Consider the following 13232-nt stretch of genomic DNA (forward strand, 5'->3'; position numbering starts at 1 on the left):
CTAGTCACTGGAGCATACGTCCAATTATTTTTTCATCATGCCGCGGATCATGTCCGGAATCTTGGCTACCGCCTCGTCGATCTCGAATATCTTGGTGGCGCCGCCCATCGCGCAATCGGGGCGTCCGCCGCCCGAGCCGCCGACCAGGGAGGTGATCTCCTTGACCAGCTTGCCGGCGTGCAGGCCCTTCTTGATCGCCTCCTGGGAGACGCCGACGGCCACGCTCGCCTTTTTGTCGTCGTTGACCGAATAGAGGACCGCGACCAGGTCGCTCTCCTGCTCCTTGGCCTTGTCGATCATGCTGCGCAGGATGTCGGGCGCAACGCCCACCATCCCCGCGACGACCAGGCTGGTCCCTTCGACCTTGACCGCTCCCTCAAGCAGCTCCTTGATCTTGCCTGAGGCGAGCTTACCTTCCAGCTCGGCGATCTTCCGGTCCTTTTCTTTGCCCTCGCTGACAAGCGCCTGGAGCTTTTGCGGCAGCTCGGAGATATTCCCCAATTTGAGGGCCGCGGCGCACTGCAAAAGCTCGGCCTGCGCCTCGCGCAGCAGCTCGAACACCCCGAAGCCGGTTGTCGCCTCGATCCGGCGCACCCCGGCCGCGACCGAGGATTCGCTGATGATCTTGAACATCCCGATCATCGCCGTATTGCCCACATGGGTGCCGCCGCACAGCTCGATCGAGGTGTCGCCCATGTTGACCACCCGCACAACGTCGGCATATTTCTCGCCGAAGAGGGCCATCGCGCCACACTTTTTGGCCTCGTCGATAGGCATCTCGCGTACTGCGACCGGCAGCGAGGAGAGGATCAGGGTATTGACGATTTCCTCAACCTCGTCCAGCTGCTCGCGGCTCATCGCCTCGAAGTGGGAGAAGTCGAACCGGCAGCGGGTGTCGCTGACCATCGAGCCGGCCTGATGGACGTGATCGCCCAGCACGCGGCGCAGGGCGAACTGCAGCAGATGGCAGGCGGAATGGTTCTTGCGGATGGCGTCCCGGCGGGCGGTGTCGATTTGGGCCGTGACGGCGTCGCCCAGCGAGAGGGAGCCGGACTTCATCCTGCCGATGTGCATAAAGTACTTGGTAGCCGATTTTTTGCAGTCAAAAACCTCGAACACGCTGTCCCCCAGCGTGATGGTCCCGGTGTCCCCGATCTGGCCGCCGCTCTCGGCATAGAAGGGAGTACGATCCAGCACCAGCACGGCCTCCTGGCCCTCGAGCACCTTGTCGGCCTTCTGGTCCCCGGCGACGATCGCCATGATCTTCGCCTCGGTTGTCTCTTCTTCATAGCCGGTGAATTCCTGCGGGAAGCTCAGGTCGGCCAGCAGGTCCCCGCTCCAGGCCGAGCCCTCCATGCTCTCCCGTGCCCGGCGGGCACGCTCGCGCTGCTGCTGCATGAGGCGCTCGAACTGCTCCTCGTCGATCTCGATCCCCTTCTCCTGGATGATCTCACGGGTCAAATCGATCGGGAAACCAAAGGTGTCATAGAGCTTGAAAGCCTCCTCGCCCGAAAGGATGCGCGCCTTGGGGTCCTCCATGCCGCTGTCAATTTTGTCGATCATCTCGAACAGCAGGTCCATTCCCTGGTCGAGCGTCTTCATGAAGCGCTCCTCCTCCGCCGCGATTACCTTGGTGATGTACTCGGCGTGCTCGCGCAGCTCGGGGTAGGCGTTCTCGTTTTCTTTGATCACCGTGCGGGCCACCTCGTGCAGGAAGGGATGATCGATCCCCAGCAGCTTCCCGTGGCGGGCGGCGCGGCGCAGCAGGCGGCGCAGCACATAGCCGCGCCCCTCGTTTTCGGGCAGGATTCCGTCGCCCACCATGAAGGTGGTGCTGCGGATGTGGTCGGTGATGACCCGCAGCGACACGTCGGTCTTTTGATCCCTGCCGTACTCGACACCGGCAATTTTGGAGATGTGCTTCATGATATTCTGCACGGTGTCCACCTCAAAGAGGTTTTCCACCCCCTGCATGACGCAGGCGAGGCGCTCGAGTCCCATGCCGGTGTCGATGTTCGGATGGTCCAGCGGGGTATAGTTGCCCTGCCCATCCGAATCGAACTGGCTGAAGACGATGTTCCAGATTTCCACGTACCGGTCGCAGTCGCAGCCGACCGCACACTCGGGGCGCCCGCACCCCTTGCCGGGGCCGCGGTCAAAATATATTTCGGAGCAGGGGCCGCAGGGACCGGTACCGTGCTCCCAGAAGTTGTCCTCCTTGCCCAGGTGGACCATGTGGTCAGCCGGGACGCCGATCTCCTTGGTCCAGATATTATAGGCCTCATCGTCGTCCTCATAGACCGAAACGTGCAGCTTGTCCTTGGGAATCCCCAGCACCTCGGTGAAGAACTCCCACGCCCAGGCGATCGCCTCGCGCTTGAAGTAGTCCCCGAAGGAAAAGTTGCCCAGCATTTCAAAATAGGTGCCGTGGCGCGCGGTCTTGCCGACCCGCTCGATGTCCGGGGTGCGAATGCACTTCTGGCAGGTGGTGACCCGCTTGTTGGGCGGGGTCTCCAGCCCCAGGAAAAACTTTTTCATCGGCGCCATGCCGGAATTGATGAGCAGCAGAGAGGCGTCGTCCTTCGGCACGAGCGGGAAGCTCGGCAGGCGGGTATGCCCCTTGCTCTCAAAAAAGGAGAGAAACTTTTCTCTCAGGTCGTTGACTCCTGTCCATTCCATGTTTTATGCTCCTCCCAAAATTGCTCTCAAGACAGAATAAAAGGCTATCATCCCTCAAAAACAGGGACGATAGCCTGATTAGACAAGCTTACCGTGGTACCACCCGGATTGCGGCACAGCCTCCCATGCCGCCGCTCAAAAGCTCCTTAACGCGGAGCGCACGCCACGGCTCGTCGCCGCGAGGCTCTGGAGATGGCCCGCAGGCTTTGTGCACAGACACCTTTCAGCCGAGGGTGCCCTCTCTTTCTTGCGGCAAAGCGGCCTGCTTCTTCCCGTCACAGCCTTTTCCTTATCAGATAAGCGCATCATCACTTACCTTAAGGAATTATAGACCCAAAACGCGCCGCTGTCAAGCCGACAATTCCCGATTCTTTTTGAGCCCTTCCAGGATTTCGAGAATTTTGAAGCGGGGCTCATATTGCGGATTGCCCGAGGCCACCGGATCGCTTTCCAGCTGCGCGAGGTCCTCGATGTCCGCCGCCGCGGGAACACAGATGGGCGGATAGAGCACGCACCACCAGTTGTGCCCCTGCGCTTCCCCAATGGTGATCCGCACCGCGTCGTAGTCCCCGGCGGGCATGGTAATGGTGCCGTAGCTGCGCGTTTCAAAATGCATGTTGATCAGCTTCGCCTGCACCGGATAGTCGTAGCCATTCCCCTGGATCACCCGCCGCGCGATCTCCTCGGCCCTGGGCAGCAGCATCTGGGCCGTATGCTCCGCCTCGTCGCGATCCCCGCTCTGGGAAAGCTCTTCGCCGAGCTCGCGCAGGATCGCGTCCCGCACCTCGAGCTTGATCTGCTGGTCGAACGCTTCGTCGGAATTGGCCAGGATGTGCAGGCGCAGCACCTGCCCTTGGAGCCTGTCGCTCTGCGCGGCAAAGGCCGCGATGGAGCTCAGCAAAAGCGCCAGCAGCAGTCCGCCCAGAAGTGAAATCTCAATCTTTTTAAGCCCAAACATATGTAAAAACCGTCCTTTTTCCTTGATACCACAAGGTTGGACGGTTTTTATGCCTCTTATACGAAATATTCTATTTTTTTCCATCCACGGCCCGCGCGCCGTAAGGCACCGGCCGGGTGATAAAGACCGCATCGGCATGGGTCAACAGCTTGCGGTGGGCGTGGCGCACGGCGCGCTTGTTGTCAAAAAGCCCGATCACCGCGCTGCCGCTGCCGGTCATCACAGCGCCCAGGGCGCCGCATTGGAGCATAATGCTCTTATACAGTCCGACCTGGGGCAGCTCGCAGACCTCCTCGAGGACGTTATACATTTCATGCCCGAGATCGGGCAGGTTCCCGGAGAGGATGGTCGCCATCATCTGCTCGGTGTTCGGATGGAGCCTCTTCCCCGCCCGGTCGTACCGCCTGAAGCTGTCGGGCGTGGAAATCCCGGTATCCGGCTTGGCGATCAGGATAAAGCACCCGGGCAGGGCCGGCAGGTCGGTGAAGATATCGCCCACCCCCTCGCAGAGCATGGTGCCCCCGCGCAGGCAAAACGGCACGTCCGCCCCGACGCGCACCCCCAGCGCGCAAAGCTCGCTTTGCGAAAGACCGGCCTGGTACAGGTCGTTGAGCCCCACCAGCGCCGCAGCTGCGTCCGAGCTGCCGCCGCCCAATCCCGCCTGCATGGGAATGTTTTTGATGATCTCGATATGGACCGCGGGGTTCTTTATTCCCGTGTGCTCGAAAAAGAGCTGAGCCGCGCGGTAGGCGGTGTTGGTGGTGTCGCAGATCAGCTGCTCCCGGTCGCAGTCAATGAAAATTCCCGGAAACTCGCCGGGGCCCAGAATCAGATAATCGAACAGATCCACCGTCTGCATAACCGAGCGCAGCAGGTGATAGCCGTCCTCCCGCACCCCGGTAATGTCCAGCGAAAGGTTGACCTTGCAGGGCGCGCCCACAATGACTGTCTTTTTCATCCGCTCTCGTTCCCTCCACCTCTTTTGTCTGTCTATATATCGAACAGTTTCAGCCTCTTGATCCCGATCGCCCTGGGCGGGCACATCTCGTGGCAGCAGTAGCAGCGAATACAGTTTTTGTAGTCGATGACCGCCTTGCCATGATCAATTTTTATCGTGTGCGCCGGACAGGACTGCGCACAGCGCCCACAGCCGATGCACCGCTTCATTTCGACCTTCGGGCTGGGCTTGGCAAAACGCCCGGCGAGGCTGCGCACCACGGGGCGCAGCGGGGCCGGAACCGAACCGAGGAAGTCCAGCGACTTGGAGCGCGGGCGGCGAAAGTCCTTGATCACCGCGGGCGGCTCCCCCGCCCTTTCAATCAAATCCTCCGGCGGCGCAAGGGAGCGGACGGCGGCCAGGGAGAGCATCTTGACCTCCCCGAGATTCAGCACCCGTGCAAGCTCCACATCCAGCGCGAAGAGGTCCCTGCTCCCGGCGAGGAAGCCGGTCCCTCGCGGCGTGCCGCCCGAGGGGCCGTCTCCCTCCATCGCGACGATCCCGTCCACCAGGGTGATGGCGGGACTGACGGTCTGCGCAAGGTCGAGGAGCATCTGGCAGAAGCGCTCCTCCTCCACAAAGCGGTAGTGCAGCTCCGGCTTTTGCAGCCCCGGCACGCAGCCAAACAGGTTCTTGATCCCGCCCGAAAGGGTGGTCATACAGTGCGTTTTGAGCTTGGGCAGGTTCACCACCAGATCGGCCCCTGCCACGGGGTCAATGATATTGAAACCCGAGCAGACCCGGTAATCCTCGCATTTGACCTCCCGCCAGCCGGTGTCGAAATTGAGCTTCGCCCCGGTGAGGGAAGCCGCCTCTTTCATCCCGCTGGCCGAATAAATGCCCTCGAGCGCGCCCTTGGTATAAGGTCCGCCCGGGCTGTCGGCAATGGTGATCTCCCCGGCCCCCAGCTCCTGCAGCGCCTCTATCACGCAGCGCACCACCATCGGGTGGGTGGTGGTGTGCTGCTGCGGCTCCCGCTTCATCAAAAGATTCGGCTTGACGGTGACCCTTATGCCGGGCTTCACCAGTTCGGCCGCGCCGAGCAGCCGGAACTGGCGGCGCACCGCGTGGAGCACCGCCTGGTATTCATAATCCTCCACCCGGGTGAAGGCGACCAGGTTCTTCACTGACATGGGCTATCCTTTTCTCTCCTGCAAAAATTCTTCGATCCGCTTGATGGCGTTGACCAAATAGCTCACCGAATAGGAATAGGATACCCGCACATATCCCTCGCCCGCCGCACCGAAGGCGGTACCGGGCACCACTGCCACCCGCTTGGAATAGAGCAGCTCCTGGCAGAACTCGTCGCTGCTCATCCCGGTGGATTTGATCGAGGGGAAGACGTAAAACGCCCCCTCGGCCGGGAAGCAGTGCAGGCCGATCCGGTTAAACTCCCCCACGCAGAGCCGGCGGCGCACGTCGTACTCGTCCGCCATTTTGCGGATTTCGTCGTCGCAGCTGCGCATGGCCGTGACGGCGGCGTATTGGCTGGTGGTGGGCGAGCACATGATGGCGTACTGGTGGACCTTGAGCATCTGGGCGGTGATCGGCGCGGGGGCACAGACATAGCCGATCCGCCAGCCGGTCATGGCATAGGCCTTGGAAAACCCGCTGACCAGGATGGTCCGCTCGCGCATCCCCTCGATCGAGGCGATCGAGACATGCCGCCGCTCGCCATAGGTCAGCTCGGCGTAGATCTCGTCCGAAAGCACGATGATGTTGGTGTCCCGCAGTACCCCGGCGATCTCCTCGAGCTCCTTTTGACGCATGACAGCGCCGGTCGGGTTGTTGGGGTACGGGAAGATCAGCAGCTTGCTCTTATCGGTGATCCGCTCCTTGAGCGCGGCGGCGCACAGCTTGAAGTCGTCCTCCTCCCGGGTTGGGATCGGGACCACCTTGGCGCCGGTGAGCGCGGCGATCGGCGCATAGGCGACGAAGCAGGGCTCGGGTACGAGCACCTCGTCGCCGGGATTGATCAGGGAACGGATGGCAAGGTCGATGGCTTCCGACCCGCCGACGGTGACGATGACCTCATCGGCCGGGTTATAATCGAGCTCGAAGCGGCGGCGCAGGTAGTTTGTGATCTCCACCTTGAGCTCTTTGAGTCCGGCGTTGGCGGTGTACCAGGTGCGGCCCTTTTCCAGGGATTCGATCCCCGCGCGCCGGATGGAATAAGGGGTCTTGAAATCCGGTTCCCCCACCCCGAGGGAGATCACACCCTCCATCTCGCTGGCGAGGTCAAAAAATTTTCTTATCCCCGAGGGGCTCAGCTCCTGAACCCGTTCGGAGAGGACAGACGAGTAATCGATCACAGCACCGTTACCTCCCTCTCGTCCCCTTCCTCCCCGCAGAGAACCACGCCCCGTTCCTTATAGCGGCGCAGGACGAAGTGTGTCGCGGTGGAGAGCACCGAATCCAGAGGAGAGAGGCGGTAGGCGACAAACATGGCGATGTCCTTAAAGGATTCGCCCGAAACGGTCACCGCCAGATCATAGCCCCCGCTCATCAAATAGACCGACTCCACCTCGGGAAATTCCATGATGGTCTTGGCAATCTCCTCAAAGCCGCAGTCCCTTTTCGGGGAAACCCGAAGCTCGATAAGCGCGCTGACATAATGCCTCTCGGTCTTGTCCCAGTCGATGATTGCCCCGTAAGAGCGGATAATCCCCTCCCGCTCATAGCGCTCCAGCTCGGCCGCCACTTCCTCGGCCTTCATCCCGGTCATGGTCGCCAGCTGTTCGAGAGAGAGTCTGGAATTCTCCTCCAAGAGACGTAAAAGCTTCATCGAGCACAGCTCCTTTTCATTTTGATTTCTCTCATTATAGCCCATCCGTTTTGGGAAGTAAACCGTTAATTTCCCGATGCGCCTTTTGACCTTTTATGATATAATATATTTTTAAAGCAACTATTTACATCATCTTGGAGGTTCTTCCATGGCCTATAAGCTGGATTTCGGCATCTGGGGAAATATTTTCGCGGTCCCCACCCAGATCGTGGACAAGCATATCAAGACCTGCGGCTCCGCCTCGCTCAAGGTTCTGCTGGTGCTGCTGCGCCACAATGAACAGTCCCTGTCCCTGGCAGAGCTCGCCGCCCTCGTCGGCCTCTCCACGGCGGACGCACAGGACGCTCTCAACTACTGGATCGCTTCGGGCGTTCTCATGGAGGAGACGCTTGGAGGGGACAGCCTGCTGCAGCCCGCGAGAGCGGGCCAGGAGCCGCAGACGCCCGCTCCCGCGCCTGATACCGTCCCCCTCAAGACCGGAGAGCCGCAAACGCCGGAGCAGAAGATCGTAAAACCCCCAGTCCGCGGACGGCTGGCACCCGAGGAAATTTCCTCGTTGGCGGCCAAAGACCAGCAGGTCTCCACCCTGCTGCAGGAGGCGCAGGAAATTCTGGGCAAGACCATCTCCCCCTCTGGGATGGAAGCGCTCGTTTCGCTCTACAGCTACGGCGGGATGGAGGTCGAGCTGATCCTGATGGTGATCCAGTACTGCGTTTCGATCGGCAAAAGCAGCCTGCGCTACATCGAAAAGACCGCCTACGACTGGATCGACCGGGGGATCGACACCTTCGACAAGGCGGAACAGCACATCCTCTCCCTCACCCGCAAAAACGACTATGAGGGCAAGATCAAATCGGCCTTTGGGATCTTTTCGCGCAACCTGACCGCCAAGGAAATGGACTATGTGACCAAATGGTTCGACCAGTACGGCTTTGAGCTGCCGCTCATCCAGCTGGCCTACGAGCGCACGGTGGACAACACCGGCAAGCTCTCCTTCCCCTACTGCGACTCGATCCTCTCCCGCTGGCACGAAAAGGGGATCAAGACCCCCCGCCAGGCGGTGGACGAAATGAACGCGCCCCAAAGGGCGGCGCAGAGCGAATACCAGCCAAAGGCGCGCACCTTTGGGAGCGGCCCCCTCGCCCCGCCCACCAGCCAAAGGCGCGCACCTTTGGGAGCGGCCCCCTCGCCCCGCCCTCCCCGCAAAAGGAGCGGTACGACAAGGCCCACGCCGAGCTTCAGCAGCGGCGCAACGCCGCGCGGGAGATCGCGGCCAAGCGTAAGGAGGAGGTCTATGGGAAGCTGCCGCGCCTCAAACAGATCGACACGGCGCTGGCCAAGACCGGGTTCGAGGTCTCCAAGGCGGTGCTGCTGGGCGGAAACACCGGCGACCTGATCGCCCGCCTGCGGGAAGAGAATCTTACACTGCAGCAGGAAAAGGAAGCGCTGCTGGTACATAACGGCTATGCGCCCGATTATCTGGAAATACCCTATCGCTGCAAGAAATGCGAGGACAAGGGCTACCGGCCCGACGGAGAAGCCTGCGACTGCCTCAAGGAATTGGTGAGATAAATTGAACCTGCTGACTGCACAACAGATTACGAAAAGCTACGGCGTGACCCCGCTGCTCGATGGGGTTACGCTGGGGATCGGCGACAATGAAAAGATCGGAGTGATCGGGCAAAACGGCGCGGGCAAGAGCACCCTGCTCAAAATCATTGCCGGGGTGGAGGAGCCCGACGCGGGCGAGATCACCAAAATGAACGGCCTGCATATAGGGTACCTGCCGCAAAACCCTGACTTTCGCGGGGAGCGAAGCGTCCTTTTGCAGGCCATGGCCGGGATCGAACAGCAAAACCGGGAGGCCGCCGAATATGAATGCAAGGCCATCCTCACCCGGTTGGGGGTAAACGATCTCGACCAAAAGGTCGGCGAGCTTTCGGGCGGGCAGAAAAAGCGGGTGGCGCTGGCCGCCGCGCTGGTCACGCAGGTGGACCTGCTGATCCTCGACGAGCCGACCAACCATATCGACAACGAGATGATCGAGTGGCTGGAGGACTACCTGCGGCGCTACAAGGGAGCGCTGCTGATGATTACCCATGACCGGTACTTTCTGGACCGGGTGACAAACAGGATCGTGGAGGTCGCGGGCGGCAGCCTTTACTCCTACGAGGCCAATTACTCCGGCTTTCTCTCGCTCAAGGCACAGCGGGAGGAGAGCCTTGCCGCCAGCGCGCGCAAGCGCCAGGCCCTGCTGCGCAAGGAGCTCGCCTGGATCCAGCAGGGCGCAAAAGCCCGCGGTACCAAGGCGCGCTTTCGGGTTGAGCGCTTCGAGGAGCTCAGCGCCCAGCCTGCCCAAAAGAAAGCACAAGGGTTGGAGCTTCGCTCCCTCTCCTCGAGACTGGGGAAAAAGATCATTGAAATCGAAGGCATCTTTAAAAGCTACGGGGAACGAACCCTGATCAAGGATTTTTCCTATAACTTGCTGCGGGACGACCGGCTCGGCCTTATCGGTCCGAACGGCTGCGGGAAGAGCACCCTGCTGAAAATCATCCTCGGGCTGGTATCCCCCGACAGCGGCCAGGTGGAAAAAGGGGCCACGGTGAAGATCGGATACTTCTCACAGGAGTGCGGGGAGATGGATCCCTCCCAGCGCGTGATCGATTACATCAAGGACACCGCGCTCAACATCCAGACCCCGGACGGGGTGTTGAGCGCCTCGCAGATGCTCGAAACCTTTCTCTTCACCCCCGATATGCAGTATACCGCCGTCGGCAAGCTGTCGGGCGGTGAGCGCCGGCGGCTCTATCTGCTGCGCATCCTGATGGACGCGCCGAACGTGCTGCTGCTCGACGAGCCCACCAACGACCTGGACATCGAAACACTGACGGTGCTGGAGGACTATCTGGACACCTTCCCCGGCGCCGTGATTGCCGTCTCCCATGACCGGTACTTCCTGGACCGGGTGGCGAGGCAGGTCTTCGTCTTCGAGGACGGCGGCGTCCTCACCGGCTATGTCGGCGGTTACAGCGACTACCTGAGCTGCCGCAAGGAAGAGGAACCCGAGCGCGGCGCGCCTGCGAGAAAGGTCCCCGCCGCCGGGCGCCAGCGCGAGAGGAAGCTGCGCCTGAGCTTTAAGGAGCAGCGGGAGCTGGAAACGATCGACGGAGAGATTGCGGCACTCGAAGAGGCGCTGCAAGAAAACGAACGGCAGCTGGCCGAGCAGGCGAGCAACTATGCCGCGCTGCAGGAGCTGACCGCTGAAAAGGAGGGTCTGCAAGCGCAGCTCGATGAAAAAATGGAGCGGTGGGTCTATCTAAACGACCTGGCGCAGCAGATCGCCGAGCAGGACTCCTAGCATTAAAGCGGCCGGATGATTACAATCATCCGGCCGCTCTTCTTTTAATGAGCAGGACCATGGCAAGGGAGGAGAGCAGTGCGCCACCGGCCGCCTTCCCCCATTCCTTCCAGTAGAGCAGGTCGGGGATCAGCTTTTCACTGCGCAAAAGCTCCACAAGGCTCTCCCCCCAAGAGGAAAAGAGCCGCTGCCAAAACTCGAAGTCCGACCAGCGGGTGGGCACCATGCTCTGGGGAAAGCTGATCCGCACCCCGGAAAGCCAGAAGGCCAGAACCAGGATCAGGACCAGGGCGCCAAGATCGAGCGCAAAGAGGAAGGGCATGTGGCGCAACCGCCAGAGGGCTTGCAGCAGCAGCCAGAGCAGCACGCACGCCAGGATCAAAAACGGCAGAAAGAGCAAAAGCCGGCCCAGGGAGTTAAAACCGCCCAGCAGCAGGATTGCGTCCGCCTCTTCGAGGGCATGGCGCACCCGAAATTCCTCGGCCGCCGCGCGCCGGTCCTTCCCGGGCGGCGGCTCCAGCGCCAGGGTGGAGAGTACCCGCTGCTCCGCCGCGGCCGGGAGGAGCACCACCCCGCCCGCCGCCTCGCTCACCCCACGTACGGTATAGTCCTTTCCATCGTAGCGAAGGGTTTCCCCCGTCACCTGGCGGCTGCCCCAAAGTCGGTAAGCCGCGCTCTCATCCACCACGCACCCGTCGCCCCCGGCGGCCGGGTAATACCCTGACAGCAGGGGGGCGGACATCGCCCGGTCCATCCGGCCCCAGGTCCAAAGCAATGTCAGCTGCGCCTCCCGCGCGGGCGCCTCTGTGGACACCTTCTTTTGCTCCTGCTGCCCAAAGGCCGTCAGGGGCAGGGCACCGCTCCCCTGTTGCGCCTCGCTCCCGGCGATCTCGTCAAGCTCCCGGGGAGAAAAGGCCTCCTCCCGATAACGCAGCTGTACGGTGGCGGGCACGCGTTCCAGCCGCCCGACGCTTTGCAGGGTGATGAGCCAGCCCGCCGCCAAGGATAGAAGCAGCAGCGTGCCAAGGCAGAGCTCTTTTATCCGCCCGCTCATGGCTGCGGCTCCTCTAAGCGCACACGGTCCCCGTCATAGATGCTCTTGCTGGAGGAGACGATGATCTCGTCCTGGCCGCTCAGCGCGCCGCTGACGGCTGCGCGGGTATCATTGCTGTCCTCCAGCGTGACGCTCACCCGTTCGGCCGTCTTGACCCGGCCAAGCACGGTTTCGCTTTCCGTGAGGCGCAGCACGTATTGGTCGCCCTCGGCGCCGTGCAGCGCCCCGATGGGCACGCAGACCGGGTAATTGTCCCCCTTCTTGCTGATCTGCATGGTTGCCGACTGCCCAAGCTCCCCCTCGGGCACCAGGGCGACCACCTCCACCGCGCCCGGCTCCTGCGAGGAGGGGGCAATGGTCTCGATGACGCTCTGTATCTCCTTTTGCTTGCCGGGCAGGAAAACCGACACCCGGTCCCCGCGCGCGGCGTATTTGGCTTCGTCGCTGTCCAGCGTCACGCCCAGTCGCCAGCCCTGTGAACTCTCGGCGATGACGACGCTCGCTTCCCCGGTGGTCTTTTTCCCGGTGCTGATCCCGAGCTCGGTCACCACCCCGTCGAGCTCGCTGAGCACCTGCCCTTCCTGGGCAAGTACGGTCTGCAAATCGGCGATCTGTAAATCCAGCAGCTGGATGTCCAGCGCGAGCACCTGCGCCTCAGCCCCCTCCGGGTCGGTGAGCGCGGCGTCCTCGATGGCCCGCTTGGCCGCCAGGACCGCCTCGTCCCGCGCGCGCAGGGCGTCGTTATAAGCGCGCTTCTTTTCCTTGGCGCGCTCCTCGAGGGTGTCCAGCTCGCTGCGGGAGGAGCCGATGGACCAGTCGTCGTCATCGTCCCTGTCGTGGTCGTCCCAGAATTCATCGACCCGGTCCTCAGCGTCTTTCCAGTCGCTTTTCGCTCGGCGCATCTCGGACTGCGCCTTTTCCAGGGCGTATTCATAGTCCTCCTCGGCGCGCTCCTGCGCGCGCTCGGCGGCCGTTTCCTCCTTCTGCTGCGCACGCTGAGCCGCCGCCAGCTGAAGCTGGTATTTCTGCCGCTCCAGCCGTTTTTCGGCCAGCTGGCGCTGCACGTCGGCGGTGTCCAGGGTAAAGAGCAGGTCCCCTTCCTTGACCAGGCTCCCAAGGTGTACCTCCACGCTTCGTACCAGGATTCCTCCCACTGCCACCGCGGCCGACTCATGGTTGGCGCCTAAGATTCCGTCCTTGCGCACCTGGTGCTCAATGGCGGCGTTTTTGGGTCGCTCGGTCGTCACCCGCGCCACCGTCAGGGAATCCGCCGCCCGGGACAGGAGGGTCAGCAGCAGCATAAGCAGGAGAAAGCCGAGCAGCAGCCGCACCAGTTTTTGCTGGCGGGAGAGCGGCTTCCCCGTATCCAATTGATACTTTATCAGTTCCCGAAATTTCATC

At 61.8% G+C, this 13232-nt stretch carries 11 protein-coding genes; 3 read left to right on the forward strand and 8 right to left on the reverse strand.

Features of this window, described 5'->3' with window-relative positions; all coding sequences use genetic code 11:
- Positions 1-24: 24 nt before the first annotated feature.
- The 6 genes from alaS to B5477_RS08830 form a co-directional block, all read right to left on the reverse strand.
- On the reverse strand, positions 25-2679 hold the full coding sequence (gene alaS / locus B5477_RS08805) for an alanine--tRNA ligase (protein WP_079699348.1): 2655 nt from the start codon (positions 2677-2679) through the stop codon (positions 25-27).
- A 349-nt stretch (positions 2680-3028) separates the two neighbouring features.
- Positions 3029-3637, reverse strand: a complete 609-nt coding sequence (gene spoIIR / locus B5477_RS08810; protein ID WP_117507466.1) for a stage II sporulation protein R — start codon at positions 3635-3637, stop codon at positions 3029-3031.
- Between the two features lie 70 nt (positions 3638-3707).
- Positions 3708-4595, reverse strand: a complete 888-nt coding sequence (gene ispE / locus B5477_RS08815; protein WP_079699350.1) for a 4-(cytidine 5'-diphospho)-2-C-methyl-D-erythritol kinase — start codon at positions 4593-4595, stop codon at positions 3708-3710.
- A 32-nt stretch (positions 4596-4627) separates the two neighbouring features.
- Entirely contained in the window at positions 4628-5767 is a 1140-nt protein-coding gene (locus B5477_RS08820; protein ID WP_079699351.1) for a DUF362 domain-containing protein, read from the reverse strand.
- A 3-nt stretch (positions 5768-5770) separates the two neighbouring features.
- Entirely contained in the window at positions 5771-6943 is a 1173-nt protein-coding gene (locus tag B5477_RS08825; RefSeq protein ID WP_079700441.1) for an aminotransferase class I/II-fold pyridoxal phosphate-dependent enzyme, read from the reverse strand.
- Positions 6943-7419: an Lrp/AsnC family transcriptional regulator gene (locus B5477_RS08830; RefSeq protein WP_079699352.1), complete on the reverse strand. Its 477-nt coding sequence runs from the start codon at positions 7417-7419 to the stop codon at positions 6943-6945. The genes B5477_RS08825 and B5477_RS08830 overlap by 1 nt, the downstream gene beginning before the upstream one ends.
- A gap of 148 nt (positions 7420-7567) precedes the next feature.
- Between B5477_RS08830 and B5477_RS08835 the strand changes: the two genes are divergently transcribed.
- The 3 genes from B5477_RS08835 to B5477_RS08845 are packed head-to-tail and all read left to right on the forward strand — an operon-like array spanning position 7568 to position 10777.
- Positions 7568-8815 (forward strand): DnaD domain protein, encoded by a 1248-nt coding sequence (locus B5477_RS08835; protein WP_079699353.1) that lies wholly within the window; start codon positions 7568-7570, stop codon positions 8813-8815.
- Positions 8785-8991: a hypothetical protein gene (locus B5477_RS08840; protein WP_079699354.1), complete on the forward strand. Its 207-nt coding sequence runs from the start codon at positions 8785-8787 to the stop codon at positions 8989-8991. The genes B5477_RS08835 and B5477_RS08840 overlap by 31 nt, the downstream gene beginning before the upstream one ends.
- Before the next feature lies 1 nt (position 8992).
- The gene (locus tag B5477_RS08845) at positions 8993-10777 is read left to right on the forward strand and encodes an ABC-F family ATP-binding cassette domain-containing protein (RefSeq protein ID WP_079699355.1); all 1785 of its coding nucleotides are present in this window, start codon (positions 8993-8995) and stop codon (positions 10775-10777) included.
- A gap of 25 nt (positions 10778-10802) precedes the next feature.
- Here B5477_RS08845 and B5477_RS08850 read toward each other — a convergent pair whose 3' ends face one another.
- Positions 10803-11831, reverse strand: coding sequence for an ABC transporter permease (locus B5477_RS08850; RefSeq protein ID WP_079699356.1), 1029 nt, complete (start codon positions 11829-11831; stop codon positions 10803-10805).
- Positions 11828-13231 carry an efflux RND transporter periplasmic adaptor subunit gene (locus B5477_RS08855; RefSeq protein WP_079699357.1) on the reverse strand — a complete coding sequence of 468 codons (1404 nt, stop codon included), beginning with the start codon at positions 13229-13231 and terminating at the stop codon, positions 11828-11830. The genes B5477_RS08850 and B5477_RS08855 overlap by 4 nt, the downstream gene beginning before the upstream one ends.
- Position 13232 lies beyond the last annotated feature (1 nt).

The organism is Provencibacterium massiliense, assembly GCF_900169495.1.
Lineage (GTDB): Bacteria > Bacillota > Clostridia > Oscillospirales > Ruminococcaceae > Harryflintia > Harryflintia acetispora.